Source organism: Lysinibacillus sp. YS11 (assembly GCF_002896375.1).
Classification (GTDB): Bacteria; Bacillota; Bacilli; order Bacillales_A; family Planococcaceae; genus Lysinibacillus; species Lysinibacillus capsici.
Genome location: NZ_CP026007.1, coordinates 2,176,234 through 2,198,698, shown reverse-complemented (window position 1 = coordinate 2,198,698; position 22,465 = coordinate 2,176,234). Strand labels below are relative to the sequence as shown.

The following is a 22,465-nucleotide window of genomic DNA, read 5'->3' as shown; positions in this document are numbered from 1 at the left end:
TTTAATCTTAACACTGATTTTGTCATAAAGGAAGTATGATAAAATTATCGAAAAATATTTGGGAGTGATTATAATGAAATTTACTTGTCCTTGTTGCGGATATAAGACAATGAAAGGAAAACCACCAGGTACATACGAGATATGTGAAATTTGTTTTTGGGAAGATGACGGCGTTCAATTTTATGATTATGACTTTGGAGGTGGAGCTAATACGCTATCCTTAAGGCAAGCACAGAAAAATTTTAATATATTTGGTGCATGCGAAGAACGATGTATTGCGTTTGTAAGAAAACCAAACGAAAAAGACGAAAAAGATTCAAATTGGAAGCCGTTTTTCTAGAGAGCTGACACTGGGCTATGGGTTCTTTGAATGATGCCTCCTCTCCTAGTTATTGAAATCAAAAAAGTCATGCTCTTAAGAACATGACCTATCATCATTTTTTGATTTTTATTTTTTGAATGGCAGCAACTAATATCGATTCATCAGTGATTTTCACATATTGATTTTTAGATTCCTTCATATAGCCTTCTTTGTTTAAATAGGCTTTTAATTTTGATTTTTTCTCAAAGACTTTTTCTTTCACTTTCTGTTCACTTACTGGTTCATCCATATTTTTTGTAATAGACACCAGAAAAATTTTCGTCATCCTATATCCCCCTTTGTATCAGTTACGAATTCATTTGGAAAAAGTTTCATACAAGACTCATTCATTTTGGATGAAGATGCTCTTCTTAGAAAATAAACCGCTCCTTTTCGAGTTGGAGCCGCTCATGGATCTCACTTAACCGCTCGCTTTGAGGCAGAAGCCGCTCTTGAATCAAATTACGCTCCTCTATTCAGTGACCGAGATGCAAAAAATCGCTCATTCCGATGCCAGAATGGCTCCTTAGGATAACAAAACCGACTTATTCATCGAAACAACTCACTTATTCTATGTATTATCATTGAGAAAGTTCACAAATAGCAGTAAAATTTATGTAAGGGATTAATTTTCAATGAAACTTTATGTCGATTATTTCGTATAAGAAGATAGACATATTGAAAAGCAAGGAGGATGAAACAATGCTTAGTGTCGGACAGTTTTTCTCTAGACATAGTGCCAGCTTTCTTATTTCGCTCACAACTGTTTCTATCGCAGCAATTGCGGCAAATCCTGGATTCTTCCTTGGTGGTTTACTGTTTGCGGGTTCCTATGCGACGAGTACAGCGTTGCTGAAACATAGACAAAAAAAGAAAGTCATGCAAATAGCAGGCATCACAAAAGAAGAATTCAAACACATTGAAACACAAGTATTAACAGCTAATAAGCATATTCAAACATTGAGTCAAAACTATTTACGTGTACGTTCTGTTTCAGCGTTTAAACAACTACTTGAAATGACGCGTATCTCCAAAAATATCGTCAAAATCGTCAAGACAGACCCACGTAAATTTTATAATGTGGAACCATTTTTCTATGCACACTTACCTTCTGCTGTAGAATTAACGGATAAATATACAATGCTTTCCAAGCAGCCAGTGAAGGATAAGGAAATTCAATTAACTTTATCCAAAACACGTGAAACCCTAACTGATTTGAATGACACAATTCAAATTGATTTAAAGGATGCACTTGCAAATGATATCGATCATCTGCAAATGGAGATTGAATTCGCAAATCGTTCCAATCTTAGACGTAGAGAACAATTGGACTGGCGAGGCGATGATAAATGACAGCAAACGAACACGCATTTCAACTAAATACCATACCAGGGCTTTCTCCACTAGTCCAATCCTATTTAGAAACAACTCCGCAAAACGAGGCGATGGCGACTTATGAAACGCTATCGCCTCTTGCACAAAGTCGCGCATTACTGTATGCCAGTCAAATCGATTTGACTGATTTTGAATCATTGCTGTCCCTTGGGCAAGATTCACAGCGAGCTCTGTCTCAATTTGCCGACCGCATGCTTGCTCAAGTAAAGCAAAAGGATGTCACTAAAATAGGTCAAATGCTGGATTCTTTAATGCAGACGTTAGATCGAGTAGATCCGACTGCTTTGGAACCAAAAAAGCAAACCTTTTTCAAAAAAATCTTTGGCAAAACCGAGCCTAATGTGAAGCAAACACTCACAGAATTTGAACGTATTAGTATACAGGTGGAGCGCATTGGCGTTCAGCTAGAACGTGCACAGCTTCAGCTGATAAAAGATGTTGAAAACTTAGAGGCGCTTTATGCCCATAATCGAGGATTTTTTGAGGAATTGGCAACGGCGATTGCCGCAGGACAAATGAAAAAGCAGCAAGCCATTGAGGTAGAGCTACCTGCACAAATAACGAGTGTCCAAGCTACCAAACAGCCACTTGCGATCCAGCAATTAAATGACTTTGCTGCTCAAATCGAAAGACTCGATCAACGTATTTATGATTTACAAGTATCACAGCAAGTCGCTCTGCAAACAGCTCCTCAAATCCGTATGATTCAGCAGGCCAATCAAACATTAGCTGAAAAAATTGAGTTTTCTATCGTTACCTTGATTCCGCTCTGGAAAAACCAACTGGCGATGATGCTATCGATGCATATGGATCATCATTATGCACGTTTAGAGGAGCGATTATCAAGGGCTCATGATCGCTTCTCAAGTCCCACGTTTGAACAGCAAGTTTCGAAGTTTAAAGAAACACAGCAAGAGCTGCAAACAGCAATTAAAGATGTCTTTGCCCTGCATACCGCAACTGAACAAGAGAAACAACAGCTACAGGATGTGGCGGGTGCTAGCAGCTATCAGCGAGATTAACAAAAAAATGGGTGGCTCAGCAAATGTTCTGAACCACCCTGTTTGTTTTTATTCAAAATAATCTTTATAGTAGCCACCGACATTACCTGTGTTGTCGATGATAAAAACGAACTCTTCTGTTTCATTTTTCACTTCATACTCTTTTCCTACTGTTAATACGTTTGATACTAAGTATTTCGATGCATTTGTATGTTTGCAAGTAACCGTTCGTAATGTTGGCGCATCTTTCCATTTTAAATGTAACATATTCTCTCTACCTCTCTTTACTAGCAAAAGCTAATGTCTATTGCTTATTTTATAATATTTTTGGTCTTTTGTGGAGAAAAAAGAAATACTATACCTATTCTATCCAAAAAAAATGAAAATTTGAGGTGTTATGATGAGTTTTGGTGGTGTACCGCAATGGTTTTTTATCATTGCTGTAGCATTCGCAATCTGCTTTGTACTTTATGCAGAATGGAATTCTAGAAAATAAGTGAGTCCAACAGGTTGGACTCACTTTTTTGTGCTTATTTTAATGTACGCTTTAAAAATTCCTTCGTACGTTCATGTTGTGGATTGACTAATACTTGTGCTGGAGGGCCTTCTTCCACAATTACACCTTTATCCATAAAGACAACACGATCTGCTACTTCTTTGGCAAATTCCATCTCATGTGTCACGATGAGCATCGTATTGCCCTCGTTTGCTAGCTGACGCATTACCTTTAATACCTCACCCACCATTTCTGGGTCTAATGCGGATGTTGGCTCATCGAATAGCATTACATCAGGATTCATTGATAAGGCACGAGCGATGGCCACACGCTGCTTTTGTCCACCCGAGAGTTGACGGGGCTTGGCATTCACATATTGATCCATGCCAACGATTTTCAAATATTTAAGCGCCGTTTCTTCTGCTTCTTTTTTCGAACGTTTTAACACTTTGATTTGGCCCACCGTGCAATTACTTATGACATTGTGGTTGTTAAATAAATTGAACTGCTGGAACACCATGCCTAAATGTGTGCGATATTCTTGAATATTGTGCTTTTCATCTAGGATGTCTTCCCCTTTATAAATAATTTGACCGCCACTTGGCGTTTCTAATAAATTTATGCAACGAAGCAATGTGGATTTACCAGAGCCAGAGGAGCCAATTAAACAAACTACCTCTCCTTTTTCCACTTGGAAATTCACATCTTTTAACACTTGGTTACGTCCAAATGATTTACTTAAATGCTCGATTTTAATGACTGCCATTTGTGCGTCCCCCTATACGGCTTCTTTTTGTTCTTTTTGATAGGCATCAGGACCATCTAGACGTTTTTCAACATACAGAAGGATGCGAGATGCGGTAAATGTCATGATGAAATAAAGAACACATGCAACGAAGAATGATTCGAAATAACGGAAGTTGTTACCCGAAATTGATTTTGTTTGGAAGAATAATTCCGTTACTCCAATGACATTTAATACGGCTGTATCTTTAATATTCATGATTAATTGGTTACCTGTCGCTGGTAAAACATTACGCGCTACTTGCGGTAAGACAACATGAAGCATAATTTGGAAGTGATTCATGCCAATTGCTGATGCTGCCTCGTATTGACCATTATCAATGGATACAATACCGCCACGAACAATTTCTGCCATATATGCCCCTGTATTGAGGGAAACGACTAAAATACCTGCTGTAATAAAGTGCATATCGATACCGAATGCGATATCTAATCCGTAGTAGACAACCATAGCTTGTACAATCATTGGTGTACCACGGAAAAATTCAACATAGCATGTTAGTATAAAATTAATGAGCTTTAAGCTATAAAATTTCACACCTTTTTTACGAACTGGAATCGTATGCATAATTCCGATGAAAAATCCGATAAATGCACCAATAATTGTACTAATACTCGAAATCAGTAACGTATAATACGCACCTCGTAAAAACATTTGCCAGTTGTTTTCAATAATTGAAAGTATCCATTCAAGACTCATGATGTTCCTCCTAACAATGTCATCTTGCTCGCTTATTTCTTTTGTGTCCTAGCTCTTTCTACCATTCTATGATTTGTCACGCTAGGACATTATCATTATGTAGAGAGGTTCTCATTTTGATAATGATGAAATGATCATGCACGGACTAATTGCTAGTCCGTGCCATGTCATTATTGTGCTGCGGGTTGTTGAGAAATAGCTTCTTCCATAATCGCTTGACGATCATCTTCTGAAATGCCTTTTAGGATTTCATTGATTTTTTCACGATTTGCGTCATCTTTACGTAAGCCTACAGCAATTGAAGTATTTGATAGGTCTGTATCAAAGCCTTCTTCAAATGCTACATATGTGAATTTATCGTTGGCAGCAGAAGCGGAAATGCCCTCTGGACGTTCAGCTACATAGCCATCAATTTTACCTGCTTCTAACGCCACACGCATTGCTGGGAAGCTCTCCATTGCTGTTTGCTTTTCTACGCCTTTAATTTGATCGATAACTGTGTAGTTTGATGTATTTAATTGTGATGTAATTTTAGCACCTGAGAAGTCTTGAATCGATTTTGCGCCTTCATATTTGCTACCTTTTTTAATAACCATAACAAAATCAGAAGTATAATAGTTTTCTGTAAAATCAATTGTTTTCTTACGTTCTTCTGTTGGTGACATACCTGCAATAATTGCATCAATTTTGTTTGATTGTAGCGCTGGAACTAAACCGTCCCACTCCATTTTAACAATGACTAACTCTTTGCCTAGACCTTCAGCGATTTTCTTTGCCATTTGTACATCATAGCCACCTGCATACTCTGCATTATCCGCAATTTTCACTGCACCATTTGCATCGTCTTGCTGTGTCCAGTTGAACGGTGGGTAGCCAGCCTCCATTCCAATTCGGAATTCACCGCCACCTTCTTCTTTGTCAGTTCCAGCATCACTTGAACCGCCCTCTTTTTTGTCACTTGTGCCACATGCAGCTAGCACAATTGCCGTCATGATAGAGATCATTACTAACAACCATTTTCTTTTCATGAAAAACTCCCCTTTTCTGTAAAAAAATAAGACAACTGTACTAAAAAAGACCTAAGTTTATTGAACTTAGGTCTTACCTTTTATGACAGTTGCCCAAATCCTCACTATAATTTCCATGTTTCCGAGATAGCACAACCTAGTAAATCTGGAAATCCATTTACTAGGACAGTCCTGCACTTATTCACTGCAGACCCAGTATAAAAGTACGAGCTCCTTTTATACTTCGGCGATATTTCCTTCTTCATTGCGTCTTCGCTTGCTTTTACTCAACAATGAACTAATAAATACCGCGCCTCTACCTCACTGGTAACAATTCGTGAGGTTTGTTTATTTAATTGATATTTAGATACTACTATAAAACTAATATGTTCGTCAAGACGATTTTAACATTTTTCTGACTAATGACAATATTAGGATATTGTGCGTTCTGCTTCCACTTTAAATCGTTGAACTTTTGTTGATATTTCTGAAAATTACAACAAATATTTATTATAGAGTATGTTCTACATATGAGAAAAGTTGCGTTTTTTTCTTTCTTTGCTCCTATAAACGATGTACCATTCGTACTCTTTCAAGCATAGAATCGCTCAATACCTTTCGTCATACAAAAAACCCTGCTGAACATTGTTCGCAGGGTTTAATGGAATTATGAATTTAATAATAAATCTTCAGGATTTTCGATTAATTCTTTAACTGTTTTTAAGAATCCTACAGAATCTTTACCATCGATGATACGGTGATCGTATGAAAGTGCTACATACATCATTGGACGGATTTGAACTTCACCATTTACTGCAACTGGACGGTTTACAATTGAGTGCATACCTAAAATACCAGCTTGTGTACCGTTCATAATTGGTGTTGACATTAATGAACCGAATACACCACCATTTGTGATTGTGAATGATCCACCAGCCATGTCATTTAAGCCTAATTTTTTATCACGAGCTTTTGTCGCTAAGTTAGCAATATCTTTTTCGATTTCTGCAAAGTTTTTGCTATTAGCATCGCGTACAACTGGTACGACTAAACCTTCTTCAGTCGATACAGCAATACCGATATCAAAGAAGTTATTTAAATGAATCTCATCGCCAGAGATTTGAGCGTTTACGTATGGGTATTTTTTCAGTGCTGCAACAACAGCTTTAGTGAAGAATGACATGAAACCAAGTTTGATGTCGTTTGCTTTTACAAACTCTTCTTGTTTACGTTTACGAAGTGCCATGATGTTTGTCATGTCAATTTCGTTGAATGTTGTTAACATTGCTGTTGATTGTTTAACTTCTAATAAACGTTTTGCAATTGTTTGGCGACGACGGCTCATTTTTTCAATTGTTACACGGTCAGAATTAGCTGCTGGTGTGAATACTACTGGGCCACCTGAAGTTGCTACGGATGTAGGTGCTGCTGCTGGTGCTACAGCTGGTGCTGTACCATGAGCTGCTACATCTTGTACACGTACACGTCCTTGTGGATCTACTGGAGATACCGCTGCAAGGTCAATACCTTTTTCACGTGCAAGACGACGTGCTGCTGGAGATGCAACTACACGCTCACCAGAAGTTTCTTCTACTACTGGAGCTGCTGCAACTGGTGCAGGTGCTGCTTGTGGCGCTGCTGGTGCAGGTGCTGCCTCAGTTGGTGCTGCCGCTGCTGGAGCTGCTGCTGCGCCTTCGCCTGCTTCTACTACTGCGATAACTTGACCAACTAGTACAGTATCGCCTTCTTCAGCTAAAATTTGTGTTAATACACCTGCTTCTTCAGAAATGATCTCAGCGTTTACTTTATCTGTTTCAAGTTCAACGATGAATTCACCTTTTTCAACGCGATCGCCCACTTTTTTTACCCACTGTGCGATACTACCTTCTGTAATCGATTCTGCTAATTCAGGGACTTTAATTTCAGCCACTTTCATTTCCTCCTTTGATTAACGTGCATGACGCACATAGAAGGGCTACTGCTTAAGGGCAAGTAGCCCGGTTTCAAAAATTGATATATGTTATTTAACCTTTACTGGCTCAGCAACCGCTTCTTCAATAAGAGCTGCTTGTGCTGCTTTATGAGAATCTGCATCCCCTTCAGAAGTTGAGCTCATTGCAGGACGGCCTACATAGCGAAGTTTTTTACCTTCTGAAAGTTCATATAATGTTTCTAATGCATAATTCCATGAGCCTTGGTTTTTAGGTTCTTCTTGTACCCAAACAATCTCTTTTGCATTAGGATACTTAGCAATGATACCAGCTACTTGCTCTTTTGGGAATGGGTAAAGTTGTTCTACACGAATAATGTGTAGGTGATCGAAGCCTTCGCCGTCTTTCACGCGCTCTGCTAAGTCGATCATCACTTTACCTGTACCTAAAACGATACGCTCTACAGCTTCTGGTTTAGCCCCTAAGCCTGGTTGTTCAATCACTTCTTGGAATGAACCATTTGCTAATTGCTCAGCATTCGCCGCAGCTAATGGGTGACGTAATAATGATTTTGGTGATACGACTACAAGTGGACGTACCCCTTCTGTACCTAATAATGCTGCTTGACGGCGTAATAAGTGGTAGTAGTTTCCTGCATTTGAACAGTTCGCTACAAACCAGTTATTTTCAGCTGACATTTGTAAATAGCGTTCCATACGGCTTGAAGAGTGCTCTGGACCTTGACCTTCATAACCATGAGGTAAAAGGATAACTAGACCAGATTTTTGACCCCATTTTGAGCGTGCCCCTGAAATAAAGTTATCAAACATCACTTGTGCCATATTCGCAAAGTCACCGAATTGTGCTTCCCATACTGTTAGTACATGGCTATTTTCTAGGTTGTAACCATACTCAAAGCCTACCACCCCAGCTTCAGTCAGTGGAGAGTTGTGTACTGTAAAGGATGCGTTCGCACCAGAAATATGGTGTAGTGGTGTGAAGACATTGCCATTGTTTTTATCATGCAGTACTAAGTGACGTTGAGAGAATGTACCACGTTGTGCATCTTGACCTGTAAAGCGTACTGGTGTTCCATCTTGAATAATCGTTGCATACGCTAAAGTTTCAGCATGACCCCAGTCAACTTTTGCAGACGCATAAGCATCACGGCGTTTTTCTAAGATTTTACCAAGCTTTTTCTGTGGTTCGAAGTTTTCTTCAAACACTAAAAGCTCTTCATTGATTTTTTCTAAACGTTCCGCACCTACTGCTGTATCAATTTGTGGGAACTCTACTTTTAATTCTTCTGGCATTTCTAAATGATGATGATCATCTTTTTCTGCCATTTCTTTGACGTGGTCATAGGCTGCTTGCATTTCTGCATAGATAGCTGTATCTAGTGCTGCTACATCATCAGCAGTTACAAGACCTTCTGCCACTAATTGTGCACCATATAATGCACGCACTGTTTCATGTTTAGACACTAATTTGTATGTTTCTGGGTTTGTCACTGTTGGGTCATCTGTTTCATTATGACCATGGCGACGGTAACCTACTAAGTCCACAATAATGTCTTTGCCAAATGTTTGACGGTAGTTTGCCGCAAAACGTCCAACTTGCACTACTGCCTCTGGGCTATCTGCATTGACATGGATTACTGGTACTTCATAGCCTTTTGCAGGGTCAGAAGAATACACAGAAGAACGAGAATCATAATGTTCCGTTGTGAATCCAATCATATTGTTTGCGATAATATGGATTGTTCCACCTGTTGTAAAGCCTTCTGTTTTAGCGAAGTTTAACACTTCTGTTACAATCCCTTGACCTGGGAATGCAGCATCACCGTGTACAAGAATGCCTAAGCCCTTTGTACGGTCAAAAATAGGTTGCCCTGGTTTAGATGTATCATCTTGTGTTGCACGAGTAGCACCAAGTACTACTGGATTGCCCACTTCTAAGTGAGATGGGTTGTAAGCCAATTTCACATTCATACCGGATTCACGGTTGTAAGAAGCACCCATGTGGTATTTCACATCACCTGTCCAACCTTTTGTAATTTCTAGGCGGCCATGCTCTGGCATAAATAAATCATTGGAAACATGTGCAAAATCAGAGAACATCATGTCATAAGGTTTATTTAAAATGTGTGTTAAAACGTTTAAGCGACCACGGTGTGCCATACCAATACGTACGTTTTCCACATTTTTTGCTTCTGCCGTTTTAATAATTTCATCAAATAGAACGATTTGCGTATCTAAGCCCTCACCAGAGAAACGCTTTTGTCCTACAAAAGTTTTATGAATAAATTTCTCGAAATTTTCAACGCGAGTTAAACGATCTAATAAGGCTTTCTTCTCATCCGCAGATAATGCTTGTTTGAATGAGCCTGATTCGATTTGCGCTTGAATCCAATCACGTTCTTCAGTAGCTACTACGTGACCATATTCAAATGCTACTTTATCTGTATAAATAGCTTTTAAATAGTCGATTGCATCCTTACCATTTTTCACGTTTGCTGGCACATCTTTGAAGAAGATTGCTGCAGGAATTTCAGCTAAATCTGCAGCGCTTAAGTTGAACGCGCTTTCTTCAATTTGAGCTGTTTGTAGTTCACGGTTTTTCAGAGGATAGATATCTGCTGCTAAATGACCGCGTGAACGAATTGCATCTGCTAGTTTTACAGCGGCTAACACTTTTTTGTAATCGCCAGCAGGAGCCGCTGCTGTATGACTAGCTACAGCTACTTCACCTTCTACTACTACTGGTGCACCAAATTGTTGGAATAAAGAAACTAACTCCGGTTCTACTTCTTCAGGAGACTGTAAGAATAAGTCGTATTGCTCCATCACATATCCTAGGTTAGGACCAGAGAAAGCTGACCATGGAGAACTTACAGTTGTAACGTTGTTCGACATGAAAAATGACCTCCAAATTTTGCCTTTCGGCAGTTCCATTAATTAAATTGCAATTAATTATATAATATTTAGCCGTTCTTTAAAAGAATGTTTCTCACTACTTTTCCATATTTTAAAGAACGTTTTTTCCATCTCAATCTTACTACTCTTCACAAAAAATACAACTCTTTTTAGCAAATTAAGCAATTTTTTTCGCAAAGGATAGAATAATGAAATAAAGCGTGTATTTTTCTTAATATTTTAGCGGGATTTTCAGCGAGAAAACGGTTCCAATATTAACCTCACTCTTGACTTCTACTGTGGCATTGTATTTTTCAAGTAACATCTTCGAAATACTAAGCCCTAAGCCTGTTCCACCAATTTGGCGATTTCTTGCTTCATCCACTCGATAAAAACGATCAAAGATAAACGGAATATTGTCTTGTGCTATTCCTATACCATTATCAGTAATTTCTAAACATGCATAATTTCCAGCAACAGAAATAGAAATTTGTATCTCAGGAATTTTTTCACAATAACGAATGGCATTCTCTATTATATTACGAACGATTTGACTTAGTGCATTTTCGGTGATAAATAACGGACCAATTTCACCATGTTTCGACAGCAATATTCGCGCTTGTGGATGAACAAGCTTTACCTCATCCATCACTGCTTCGATGACCACTAATGCATTGGCCTCACTTGTTTCATCTTTTTCCTCACGCCGTGCAAGTTCTAATAATTCCTCAATCATTTTGCGCATACGAGCAATTTCTGTTAAGGAGGTATCAATGGATTCCTCTAATATGGCAGGATCATGCTTGCCCCATCTTTTTAAAAGAGAAAGATGCCCTTCAATTGCTTGAATCGGTGTACGCAGCTCATGAGAAGCATCGGCGACAAATTGCTGCTGCTGGGTAAATGAGATTTGCAGCTCGTTCATCATGGCATTATACATCTTCAGTAAATCACCAATTTCGTCATGTGATGTATAGGTTAGCTGTATAGGCTCCTTAAATCCTTGATCCATCACAGTTTTCATGGATGCACGCAATTCGTGTAGTGGCTTCATTAAATAGTTCGCTAGATAATAGCCAATAGAGCCAGATAACACTAAGGCTCCTAACCCTGCAATCAGCATGGCTGTCAAAAGATAATGCATGAGAGATTGAAAACTAGTTAACGGATGAATCACCTGAATATAGCCTTGGAAAAAGCCCATCCGAATCGGTTCATTGATGACCAGCACATCCTGCTTATCAATGGTCATCTCAAAAATTTCTTGCAACGAATTAAGTGGTGCTGCAGCAGAGGTATCATTGATTCGTAAAATATCCACCCCATCAGCATTAAATATTCGGACCGTCTCATCACGATCCGCAATCGATTTGAGCAAGCCTGTATTTTGCTGAATTTGCTGAATGGTAATTGTAGGACCTTGGGACTCTAAAAATGAGATGATATCCTTACTTGTCCGATTGACCTTACTCTCCTCATCATTTAATAACCATGTATGCAGAGAAACATAGACGACTACACAAATAATCGTAAAGCTAATAAAGATGACACTGCTTGAGGTCAGCATCCATTTTTTTTGCAGGGACTGCTGACGTAAATAATTTCTTAACTTATTCATTCTCGCATCACATACCCAACACCACGAACGGTTTCAATATAATCATTCATCGCCCCAGGGAGCTTTGTACGTAAATGTCTGATATAAACATCTACCACGTTGGTCTCGATATCCGTATCATAGCCCCAAACGGATGTTAAAATATGCTCTCGTGTACATACTCTATTTTTGTGCTCGATTAATAGTTTCAATAAGTCATATTCTGTCTTTGTTAGATCAAGTTTATTCCCCTGAACGAAAACTTCATAGGCAGCTACATCTATTTCAATATCCCGTAGGCATAAAGATTCACTGCTTGTCTGCTCTGGCGTGACACGACGTAAAATCGTCCGTATCCTAGCCAGCAGCTCTTCTATCGCAAAAGGTTTGACGATATAGTCATCAGCCCCTGCATCGAGTCCTGCTACACGATCCATCACAGCATCTCGTGCCGTTAATAAAATGATCGGTACTTGTGATTGTGTTCGGATACGACGGCAAATCTCAATCCCATTAATACTTGGTAACATCACATCCAGTAAAAGTACATCAAAATTTTCCGATGTTGCCAAAGCCAATCCTTCTCGACCATCAAAGGCAGTTTTTACTTCATAGCCTTCGTGTTGTAATTCAAGTTCGACAAAGCGAGCGATATGCTTTTCATCTTCTACCAACAATATCTTCTTAGGCATCATATCACCTTCTATTCCAAAATAACGATGTAGGATTTTTATCCCTATACTGTTATAGCATAACATCAAATAAAAAGTCTGTCTCACAAGGAAAACCTTGTGGACAGACTTTTTAGTGTATATCTGAAATGGAGAGGTTGTTTTTCCCCGACTCTTTTGATTTATATAATGCTTGGTCAGCTAAATCCATTAGCTCATCCAATGTTCGAGCATGGTCTGGGTAATAGGCAATGCCAATTGAAGCAGTTGGTGTAAAAAGATGGTCCTCTATCATCCAGCCTTCTGCTAATTCATCGCGAATCCGTCGAATAATATGCATAATTTGATGATGTCTTTTTTTCTGATCTCTTGTTAAGCCAGTTAAGATGACAATAAATTCATCGCCACCTATTCGAATAACCATATCATGGCTTCGAACTGTTTTGTTCAAGGAACTGCCGAATCGCTGAATAAACGCATCGCCCGTCTCATGGCCAAAGCGATCATTTACTTCTTTAAAATCATCACCATCTATATAGAGCATCGCCACACAGGTTTGATTTTCATTTGCTTCTGCTAGGATTTTAGGAAACTCCTTTTCTAAAAAACGCCGATTAGGTAGCTGTGTTAAAGCGTCGTGATAGGCTAAATACAGCAAATCATTTTCCCTTTCTTTGCGATGTGTAATTTCACGAGACACCATCATAATTTGAGAAACTTTTTCACGTTCAGGGTCGTGCACAACCGTGACATTTCCTTCTGTCCAAATCGGCGTTCCATCTTTCGCCTTCAGTAAAAGCTCAAACTGTGAATCTGTTTGCCCTGTATAATTATTCAAGAATGTTTGCCATTCGCCTTTACTTTCTCGATCAATAATGTCACTGTAAAACTGTCCTTGTAGCTCTACATTTTCATAACCTAAATAAATACCATAGGACGGGGAAGCATAGATAATGATGCCATCCTCATTTGTAATCACAATTAAATCATTTGTATTTTCTGTGATGAGTCTGAAAGTACGTTCAATATTTTTTAATTCTGTGAACATTCTTTTCTTATCCGTAATATCATAGTTAATGGTTAAAATTTGTTCGATTTGACCAAACTCATCTTTTAATGGAACGATGGTAGTTTCTACCCAGTAATCTGCATGATATTTCGTTCGATAGCAAAGTTCTCCACGCCACATTCCCATCGTGTCCAGCTTATCTTCAATTATTTGAAAAAGGTCTTGCCCACGGAATCGTGGTTCGATCAATGCGTAGGGCTGACCGATTAACTCCTCCGCCGTGTAGCCAGAAGCCTGTAAAAACATCTCACTCACTTCGGTAATGTTACCCTTATGATCTAATACAGCAATGGCTGTAGCTGAATTTAATGCAGATTTAAATACTTCTAGCCCGTGAGACTTCGAGCGTAATTCTGCTTTTTGTAAAGTAAATTGTGTAAAATCTTGCATGATAAGAAATATGGCAAAGGAATTATCATCCTGCATCACTGGTGATAGTGACAGTAAATACATGCGTTCCTGCTGGTCCAATGTATGCAATTTAATAAACTTCTCGCCAACGTTTTCCCCTCTTGCAGCTTTCTGCAAACAAATTTTTATTTGTTCAACTTCTTCCTTTGGAATAATCGGTAAATCCACAAACATTTTCTGTTTGACGGTTTCATTATCTAATTGAAAATCTTCCATAAAGCTTGAATTCACTTCGTATATCATTCCTTCAGCCGATAAAATGACTGTTGAGAAAAAGGCATGGTCAAACATGGACCGCATAAATAAAAATTTATCTTCAATACTGCGGTCATAAAGTATTTCCTTCGTGATGGCTAAAATATAGTCTTCGTTCTTATATTTCAACGGTCTGACGGATGTTTCATATTTACGAACCTCCGACTGAACATATGCATAATCTACATAGTCTACCTGTTTATGTTCTCTAATGGCCTCATGGTAATTTTTCTGAATGATCAAAAAATTACGCTTTGAGGTAACGGTCGAAATCATTTTACCAATCGCCTCATTCGATAACAGATCTTGAGCTGCTTGATTTAAGCGAATATATTGATAATCGTCCCCTACTTTTTTCACGAGAAAAACAAAATCCTTGCCAATAAATAATGAGTTAAAGAAATCTTCGCTTAAAATATACTCCATGCTGTCACCTCCAGAAAAGCCATTGCCATCATGATAGAAATGTTCGTATGTATGTGTTGTTAGATTAAAAATAATACTACTATTATAACATAAAAATAAAAAATTACCTTTCTAGAATCGTAAAAATTATATCCTTTTAAGGATAATATTTGATATATTACCTATTATAACAAGCCAACAATCCTACTAAAGATGTAGATAAATGATTAATATTAGTTAAAATTGATAGGTTAGTCTTAATGCTAAAAAACAACAATATTATGGATAATCACATTTCATTTATCAGAATTCACTGACTATTAAACTCAAATTTTGTTTTTTTACGAGCAAAATGATTGCATCAAGCAGTTTATATGTTATATTATATTTAAAAAACTAGCCTTTTTTCGGTATGGTCGAAATCAGTAAGACAGCGGGAGATTATGGAATATCATAGTTATAACGTCTAGTTCTTTGGGTTTTAATTCCAGTACGAATTTTAGTTTTCTTCTTTATGCTTCAACGGAATTGTTTTAACTACCCTAGTAAAGGAGGCGTTTCGTATGCTTAAACATCGAGACCTGCATGAATGTACAGAGCTTTATGAGCTATTATCACACCCTTCTGTATTCCCTTTTGTCCGTCAAAAAGCCACATCCGCTGATGAATATTGGTTTATGACAAAACAACTGATTGAAGAGGAAGCGAGAGGACTCGCTATCTCGAGGACCATAACTGATGATTGGGGTCAACCAATCGGCACCATTAGTATTCACGATGTGGAGGACGGTGCAGGCTTTCTAGGAACGTGGATTGGACTCCCTTACCAAGGTAAAGGTTATAATCAAAAAGCAAAAATGTTATTTTTGAACGAGTTATTTTTTGACTATAATTTTCATACGGTCTTTCTCCGTATACGTGTTGAAAATTTAAAATCACAGCGTGCCGCTTTAAAGCTTCCCTATGTGGTGAGTGCCAATGAAAGTCATCCAACATTATTAGCGCAGGTTAATAGCGGTGAGGCACAATTTAATTTATTTAAAATTCCAAAAGATTTATTCTACCTAACAACGGCACACCAAATGCAAGAAGGCGAAGAGCAAGCAATGTAGTGTGTATATATAAAAGAGAAGCTATAAGGTTTTGTCATTTCGACCTACCTCATAGCTTCTTTTCTTTTTTCAAATAGCACTTATTTCTTGTACCGTAAAATTAATGACGCCATTTCATCTGGTGTTTTTGGTTTTTGCGTTTTTGCCATTGTCTCCACCATTTCCACTTTACGCTCTGTTAGTGTATGAACAGACTTCATAAAAGATTCCTTTGTCAACTCGTCTTCCTGTAACACTTCTGCGTAACCTTGTTTTTTAAACAAGTTGGCATTTAAAATTTGATCTCCACGGCTTTTTTGCGCTGAGAGAGGTACTAATAGCATCGGCTTGTGAAGCGCTAAAAATTCAAAAATGGAGTTAGAGCCTGCTCGTGACACAATAAAGTCTGCAGCATGCAATAAATCAGGTAACTCTGTTGTCACATACTCAAATTGCTTGTAGCCTGGCATTGCCTCCAGTGCTTCATCATAATTCCCCTTCCCACATAAATGAATGATGTGAAATTGCTTGAGGAGCTCTGGTAAGTTTTTACGTAGTGCCTCATTTAAGACAACAGAGCCTAAACTCCCTCCCATAACAAGTAAAACAGGCTTTAAAGTAGAAAAGCCGCAGAAAGCTAGCCCCCTTGCTCTTTCTCCCTCAAATAACTCAGGACGAATAATGGAGCCTGTGCAAGTAGCCTTCTCTTGAGGTAAATGCTTCAGAGTTTCTTCAAAAATTGTGAATACATGTGAAGCAAAAGGTAAGGCTATTTTATTAGCAAGACCAGGTGTTACATCAGATTCATGGATGACGACTGGCACACCTGCTAATTTCGCTGCCATCACAACGGGTACAGAGACAAACCCTCCCTTTGAAAAGACAACCTGTGGCTTCACTTTTTTAATAATACGAAAAGCCTGCATCATTCCAGCAAGCACTTTAAATGGATCTGTAAAATTTTTCATGGAGAAATAACGACGCAATTTACCACTCGCAATGCCATAAAACGGAACATCGGGGAACGCCTCGCCAATTAATTCTTTTTCAATACCTTGCTCTGAGCCAATATAGTGGACATCATAACCAAGTTCTAGTAAAGACGGGAGTATCGCCTGATTTAACGATACATGGCCAGCTGTCCCACCACCGGTTAAAATGATTGTTTGTTGTTTCACACAAATTCTCCTATTCCTTAAAAACCATTGTAGTTAGCACTACTTTTTGTTTACAGTGTTCTATTTTACTATATGCTGACGAAAAGATATAGATGAAGCATGAAAATTTCAGCTTTTCTCTCTTTACATATGCTATACTTGTTCATTATGTTCATGAAGGAAGTAGAAAATATGTATCAAACATCCACAATTAAGGAAAAATACGTGCTACTCTTAAAAATGATTGTCCCTATTTTAGTGACACAGGTAGCTATTTATCTTATTTCATTTTTTGATATTTTAATGTCCAGTCGTTACGGGACGGTTGATTTAGCAGGTGTTTCGATTGGTTCCTCTATATGGATGCCAATTTATACTGGACTTTCAGGTATACTCCTAGCTATTACGCCCATTGTCTCACAGCTTGTGGGAGCGAAAAAAGAGATGGATGCAAAAAAGGCAGTCCAGCAAGGCATTTATGTCGCCATATTGCTGGCGATCCTTATTTTTACAGGACTCTTCTTTGGCATTGATTGGATACTTAGTAAGATGAACTTAGAGTCTGCTGTACATAGCATTGCAAAAGGCTACATCTATGCGATGTGTGCGGGTCTTTTGCCACTTTTCTTATTTTTTGTTATGCGTTGCTTTATTGACGCCCTTGGTCAGACACGGGTCACGATGATCATTACCTTAATGACAACACCCATTAATATCGTGCTGAACTATATCTTTATTTTCGGCAAATTTGGTGCGCCTGAGCTTGGCGGCATCGGAGCTGGTGTAGCGACAGCAATAACGTACTGGCTAATATTCATGATTACAGTATGGATCATCGCTAAACGAGTACCGTTCGAACGATTCCGTCTGTTCCATGATTGGCCTAAGCTTGAATGGCTTCGATGGAAGGAAATTTTATTGATTGGGATTCCGATCGGTATTTCCCTATTTGCAGAAACAAGTATTTTTTCTGCTGTGACCATGATGATGAGTAATTTTAGCACAGAAATCATCGCAGCCCATCAGATTGCCATCAATTTCACTTCTTTGTTATACATGGTTCCGCTCAGTATTTCTATGGGTGTCACAATATTAGTAGGTTTTGAGATCGGCGCTGGTCGCATGCGAGATGCTCGTATGTATAGTTATCTATGTGTAGGCACAGCCATTTTATTTAGCTTTATATCAGCTTGCATCTTGTTTATTTTACGTGAACCTGTAGCACATATGTATACGACAGATCAGATGGTACTTGAGTATGCCGTACAATTTTTAGTCTACGCAGCCATTTTCCAGCTATCTGATGCAATACAAGCACCAGTACAAGGCGCATTGAGAGGCTATAAAGATGTTATGATCACGTTTATCATGGCCATTATATCTTATTGGGTGATTGGCTTGCCAGTTGGGTATACCCTTGCCACACATACGGATTTCGGTCCATTTGGCTATTGGATTGGCCTTGTGGCAGGTTTAACAATGGGCGCAATTTCTCTTTTAATTCGTCTATTGGTTGTTCAAAAAAGAGTCACTGTTTAACAACAAAAAATCGCTTTTCTCTAACTTGAGAAAGGCGATTTTTTTAGCGTAAAACACCTGTGCGAATGATTTTCACTTGAACAGACGGCACTAGCTGTAAGGATGCATAGACAGCATGCCAATCCTTCTGAAATATTTTGGGGTGATAGGCACGAATATATCGACCAATCCCCAACGTATCTGATTGCTGACCTTGAAGAATCCGCAAAACCTCCTCAAACTCTCCCTGCACATGATCTTGAATCAACTGCTGAACCTCCTTGAAAACGGGGTCTTTATATAAATGGTCATGTGCAAACTCCTCAATTTCTACCTCTATGAGATAATCCATGTCTATTCTTTTTAATTCCTCATTCACCGTCCATTGACGCTTGATATGAATAACATCAGCCGTGATTGGCATCGATTTTCCATCATGCTTCCACATATAGCTCATCCGCGCTTGTTTGCTAGGTTGATTCATGAAGAGAAGCATCGTGAGAGATTGTTTTGGTGTTAATATTGTACCCGTAAACGTTTGACCTGAGAACAAAGCGACACCTGCCGCAACAGCATGCTTTTTATCCTCACTTAACTGAATATACGGAAGTGCTATATCAATTGTCTGTTCAAATAGCATGGAGCCAACCGTCTGTAAATCTAATTTCGGAAAAATTGTATTTTCCTCTGTGCTTTCCATAAAACGTTCATAATAGCCTCCTGCCCCCCCTGCTAAATCCTTTGTTAGCTCTATAAACGGCTTGACATCCCCTTCTGTTACAGCAATTTTTATCGAAATCGGGTTTTGGGGATCACGAAAATAAATATCCAAAATATCATAAAGAGGCTCTCTTACCGTTTGGTCCGATACAAGGATGGTCGATAGCTCAGATAAATCAAGTGTTTGTTCTACTTTTAAATTGGCTTGATTCCGTACATCTCTTGGTGAAATGCCGTCCGCTTCAATCACTTCATTTTGCTGAGCTGCTGTATTCGGATAGGCATAATATCCCTTGTATGCCCCTATATATCCGTCCACCCCAACGAGCGTCACAACGGAAGCGTTTTTATAAAGTCGTTCATCCCAACAGCCAGCTAAAAGTAACATAGACAAGAGGAGCATAATCCCTTTACGATACACGTTTTCCCCTCCATTTATTCCAACAAATTATCATCATTGGTAGTAGAATCGTAAACACAATGAGTACGTAGTGTATAGAATTTTTGATAAACTCAATGCGCTGAAATTGCATGACAAATAGCGGCAGAATGGCTAAGAGAAGATGAAAAAAAACAATACTTCGTTTCGGATGCTTCCGTTTTTTGACAAATAAAGCACACGAAAGGACAAACCGTAGATCATGACCGTAACAATGGACCAAGAAAGCCAAATATAGATGAAAAAAATATCCAGCCGTTTTACAAAATTCACTTCCTGTGATTTTAAAATATACATAATAGGCTCTGGTATTAGTTGAACCTCCTCCAAAGCAAAGAACATTTGTGTAAAGACAACCGAAATAAAATAAAAGATAAAAATGACGAGTTGATAAATCAATAAGGGCTTTCCCTTCACCTGTAAATCCTGTTTGAGAAATGGACGATAAAGGAGGTACATTTCAATCCCAAAAAAGGCATACATGCTATGAATCATGCCCGCCATGATTTGCCTAGTATTGTTCCACTCAACGGGAAAAAGATTACTCCACGTTAAATCTGGAATAGCCAGCATTAAAAAATGACAAAGAGGAAAATAATAGGAATTAGCATGACACCAATATTGATGATGGTTTCTGGTCTAACTAAATTGGCATACAAAGATAGCCCTACAATCATCATGACAACAATCCATTCAGGTGTTCGGGGCAAGACCCATGAGGCCAGAACATACCCCATATAGGCAATTAATACAGCTGTTATTAATAACCAATAGATCAGATAGACCCAGCGAAAGAACCCATTTAAAAAGAAAAATTGATAATAACGTTCAAAAAATAACAGCAAGCCGTAATGGAAGATGCTAGCAAGGAAGAAGACATACCATGCACTATGTTGACTGTATATGATTAACGGTGTTTGAAAGGCAATGTAGACAACACCTGTCTGAATGATAAAGAGTAGTAAAAAAAATTGTGCCTTTGATAGAGAAAAATTCATGGTGTATCCTCATTTTTTCCCTTTTCATCCTTCGGTGGTTGAAAGGAAGTAACTTGGACTGTCGGTCTAATAAATGGCCAGCGTAAAAAAATTTTATAAACAGCTTTCGGTTGAAATGGTACGATAGGTGAAAAATACGGCTGTTTCAATGACGTTAAACTAATTAAATGAATTAATAGGATGACAACTCCTACCACAATGCCTAAAAACCCAAATAATGAGGCAAGTAGCATAAACGGAAAACGGATCATGCGAATCGTGCTATTCAATTCAACGGACGGGACAACATAGCTTGAAATGGCCGTTAAGGCGACAACAATGACCATTAAGTTCGACACGAGTCCCGCACTTACAATGGCATCTCCTATCACTAATCCCCCTACGATCCCAATCGTTTGCCCTACTGATTGTGGTAAACGAATACTTGATTCTCGAATGAGTTCCATAATAATCTCAAGTATCAGTGCTTCAATTAACGGTCGATAAGGTATATCATTAACATCATTTTTTACTTGATTACTTAATTCTAAGGGTAATACCTCAAAGTGAAAGCTAATCACAGCAATATAAAATGCTGGTAAAAAAACCGCCGTTACAAACGACAGTAAACGCACTATTTTATAAAAAGAGCCAACCACTACCCGACTATTATAGTCATCAGGTGTTTGATAGAAAGAGAAAAATGTCACAGGGCCAATCAAGGCAGACGGCGAAATATTGGTCATGACCACAACTTTACCCTCCACTAAGTGGGCTACCACACGATCTGGATGCTCTGTATTTAACAATTGTGGAAATGGCGATAACACGGAATCCTCTAGTGCATCACTTAACTGGCCAATACTATAAAAATAGTCGATTTTAATGTCTGCAATCCGCTTTTCCATCTCTTGTAAGGTTTCAGGCTGTATAACCCCATCCATATAGAGATAATAAGCTTTAGTGTTAGTTTGTTGTCCAATTGTAAAAGATTTGACCACAAGAGCGGGATTATTCACTCGCTTTCGTATCAATGTTAAATTGGTATCCGCCCGCTCCACAAGACCCTCATGGGAGCCTCGCAGAATATGTTCATTGTTTGGCTCCTCAAGATTACGACGAACTTCATTGGTAATCGCTAACGTCAGCATTTTTCCCGTATCAGGCAAAATCACGAGCGTTTCACCTTGGCAAACCCGTTCAATCGCTTGCGGTAGCGCAAAATTATCGAGTGTTGTAAGTAGGGTTTCACTCCAAAAAGGTTTTTCTGTATCTAAACGTGCATAAATGGTATCCAGTATTTTTTGGACTTCCTTCGCATCAACAAGAGAAGCGTAAAAGCATAAAATAGCCGTGTCCCCTTCATGCCAATCTATTTGTCTGACGGTCAAATCCGAGGAATGGTAGAATGCTTTTTGTAGGCTTTTGATCATATACTCCACTTTATCCATAAAACGCCTCCTCTACTGGAGAGTATAAGCATTTTTCGTGTATTTCAAACGCTTAGTTCGTGTGATTCCACGCCATGAAAAAAAGATGCCCTCT

General features: G+C 38.6%; 20 protein-coding genes and 1 riboswitch. Of the genes, 5 read left to right on the top strand and 15 right to left on the bottom strand.

What is annotated here, in order from left to right:
• The first annotated feature begins 73 nt into the window (after window positions 1-73).
• Window positions 74-340, top strand: a complete 267-nt coding sequence (locus tag LBYS11_RS10865; RefSeq protein WP_016994024.1) for a CPCC family cysteine-rich protein — start codon at window positions 74-76, stop codon at window positions 338-340.
• A 94-nt stretch (window positions 341-434) separates the two neighbouring features.
• Here the strand turns inward: LBYS11_RS10865 and LBYS11_RS10860 are convergent, their stop codons facing one another.
• A complete protein-coding gene (locus tag LBYS11_RS10860; protein ID WP_048392884.1) occupies window positions 435-647 on the bottom strand; it encodes a hypothetical protein in 213 nt (70 codons plus the stop codon).
• Between the two features lie 416 nt (window positions 648-1,063).
• On the opposite strand from LBYS11_RS10860, the gene LBYS11_RS10855 reads away from it, so the two are divergent.
• On the top strand, window positions 1,064-1,714 hold the full coding sequence (locus tag LBYS11_RS10855; RefSeq protein WP_004230101.1) for a 5-bromo-4-chloroindolyl phosphate hydrolysis family protein: 651 nt from the start codon (window positions 1,064-1,066) through the stop codon (window positions 1,712-1,714).
• Window positions 1,711-2,778: a toxic anion resistance protein gene (locus LBYS11_RS10850; protein WP_009371332.1), complete on the top strand. Its 1,068-nt coding sequence runs from the start codon at window positions 1,711-1,713 to the stop codon at window positions 2,776-2,778. The genes LBYS11_RS10855 and LBYS11_RS10850 overlap by 4 nt, the downstream gene beginning before the upstream one ends.
• A gap of 48 nt (window positions 2,779-2,826) precedes the next feature.
• On the opposite strand, the gene LBYS11_RS10845 is transcribed toward LBYS11_RS10850, so the two are convergent.
• The 9 genes from LBYS11_RS10845 to LBYS11_RS10805 all read right to left on the bottom strand — a co-directional run bounded on the left by LBYS11_RS10845 (window position 2,827) and on the right by LBYS11_RS10805 (window position 15,039).
• Window positions 2,827-3,024 carry a DUF6501 family protein gene (locus tag LBYS11_RS10845; RefSeq protein ID WP_048392887.1) on the bottom strand — a complete coding sequence of 66 codons (198 nt, stop codon included), beginning with the start codon at window positions 3,022-3,024 and terminating at the stop codon, window positions 2,827-2,829.
• Between the two features lie 263 nt (window positions 3,025-3,287).
• Complete coding sequence (locus tag LBYS11_RS10840) at window positions 3,288-4,019, bottom strand: amino acid ABC transporter ATP-binding protein (protein ID WP_004230107.1); 732 nt, start codon at window positions 4,017-4,019, stop codon at window positions 3,288-3,290.
• 12 nt (window positions 4,020-4,031) lie between these two features.
• Window positions 4,032-4,757: an amino acid ABC transporter permease gene (locus LBYS11_RS10835; RefSeq protein ID WP_004230111.1), complete on the bottom strand. Its 726-nt coding sequence runs from the start codon at window positions 4,755-4,757 to the stop codon at window positions 4,032-4,034.
• 170 nt (window positions 4,758-4,927) lie between these two features.
• Window positions 4,928-5,785 (bottom strand): transporter substrate-binding domain-containing protein, encoded by an 858-nt coding sequence (locus LBYS11_RS10830; protein WP_004230114.1) that lies wholly within the window; start codon window positions 5,783-5,785, stop codon window positions 4,928-4,930.
• A 119-nt stretch (window positions 5,786-5,904) separates the two neighbouring features.
• Window positions 5,905-6,091: riboswitch (Lysine riboswitch) on the bottom strand.
• A 340-nt stretch (window positions 6,092-6,431) separates the two neighbouring features.
• A complete protein-coding gene (gene odhB, locus LBYS11_RS10825) occupies window positions 6,432-7,694 on the bottom strand; it encodes a 2-oxoglutarate dehydrogenase complex dihydrolipoyllysine-residue succinyltransferase (RefSeq protein ID WP_048392889.1) in 1,263 nt (420 codons plus the stop codon).
• 90 nt (window positions 7,695-7,784) lie between these two features.
• The gene (locus tag LBYS11_RS10820; RefSeq protein WP_048392890.1) at window positions 7,785-10,610 is read right to left on the bottom strand and encodes a 2-oxoglutarate dehydrogenase E1 component; all 2,826 of its coding nucleotides are present in this window, start codon (window positions 10,608-10,610) and stop codon (window positions 7,785-7,787) included.
• A 232-nt stretch (window positions 10,611-10,842) separates the two neighbouring features.
• Entirely contained in the window at window positions 10,843-12,228 is a 1,386-nt protein-coding gene (locus LBYS11_RS10815; protein ID WP_103118106.1) for a HAMP domain-containing sensor histidine kinase, read from the bottom strand.
• Window positions 12,225-12,899, bottom strand: coding sequence for a response regulator transcription factor (locus LBYS11_RS10810; protein ID WP_048392894.1), 675 nt, complete (start codon window positions 12,897-12,899; stop codon window positions 12,225-12,227). Before LBYS11_RS10810 ends, LBYS11_RS10815 begins: the two co-directional genes overlap by 4 nt.
• 112 nt (window positions 12,900-13,011) lie before the next feature.
• The gene (locus LBYS11_RS10805; RefSeq protein WP_103118105.1) at window positions 13,012-15,039 is read right to left on the bottom strand and encodes a diguanylate cyclase domain-containing protein; all 2,028 of its coding nucleotides are present in this window, start codon (window positions 15,037-15,039) and stop codon (window positions 13,012-13,014) included.
• Between the two features lie 542 nt (window positions 15,040-15,581).
• Between LBYS11_RS10805 and LBYS11_RS10800 the strand changes: the two genes are divergently transcribed.
• Window positions 15,582-16,130 carry a GNAT family N-acetyltransferase gene (locus tag LBYS11_RS10800; RefSeq protein ID WP_004230128.1) on the top strand — a complete coding sequence of 183 codons (549 nt, stop codon included), beginning with the start codon at window positions 15,582-15,584 and terminating at the stop codon, window positions 16,128-16,130.
• An 80-nt stretch (window positions 16,131-16,210) separates the two neighbouring features.
• On the opposite strand, the gene LBYS11_RS10795 is transcribed toward LBYS11_RS10800, so the two are convergent.
• Window positions 16,211-17,287 (bottom strand): undecaprenyldiphospho-muramoylpentapeptide beta-N-acetylglucosaminyltransferase, encoded by a 1,077-nt coding sequence (locus tag LBYS11_RS10795; RefSeq protein WP_048392899.1) that lies wholly within the window; start codon window positions 17,285-17,287, stop codon window positions 16,211-16,213.
• Window positions 17,288-17,458: 171 nt separating this feature from the next.
• Here LBYS11_RS10795 and LBYS11_RS10790 point away from each other — a divergent pair, with 171 nt between their 5' ends.
• Window positions 17,459-18,805, top strand: coding sequence for an MATE family efflux transporter (locus LBYS11_RS10790; protein ID WP_103118104.1), 1,347 nt, complete (start codon window positions 17,459-17,461; stop codon window positions 18,803-18,805).
• A 43-nt stretch (window positions 18,806-18,848) separates the two neighbouring features.
• On the opposite strand, the gene LBYS11_RS10785 is transcribed toward LBYS11_RS10790, so the two are convergent.
• The 4 genes from LBYS11_RS10785 to LBYS11_RS10775 form a co-directional block, all read right to left on the bottom strand.
• Complete coding sequence (locus tag LBYS11_RS10785) at window positions 18,849-19,925, bottom strand: Ger(x)C family spore germination protein (protein WP_103118103.1); 1,077 nt, start codon at window positions 19,923-19,925, stop codon at window positions 18,849-18,851.
• Between the two features lie 132 nt (window positions 19,926-20,057).
• The gene (locus tag LBYS11_RS23620) at window positions 20,058-20,516 is read right to left on the bottom strand and encodes a GerAB/ArcD/ProY family transporter (RefSeq protein ID WP_233732721.1); all 459 of its coding nucleotides are present in this window, start codon (window positions 20,514-20,516) and stop codon (window positions 20,058-20,060) included.
• Window positions 20,516-20,941: an SLC5/6 family protein gene (locus LBYS11_RS23615; protein ID WP_233732719.1), complete on the bottom strand. Its 426-nt coding sequence runs from the start codon at window positions 20,939-20,941 to the stop codon at window positions 20,516-20,518. Before LBYS11_RS23615 ends, LBYS11_RS23620 begins: the two co-directional genes overlap by 1 nt.
• A complete protein-coding gene (locus LBYS11_RS10775; RefSeq protein WP_048392906.1) occupies window positions 20,938-22,371 on the bottom strand; it encodes a spore germination protein in 1,434 nt (477 codons plus the stop codon). Before LBYS11_RS10775 ends, LBYS11_RS23615 begins: the two co-directional genes overlap by 4 nt.
• Between the last annotated feature and the right edge of the window lie 94 nt (window positions 22,372-22,465).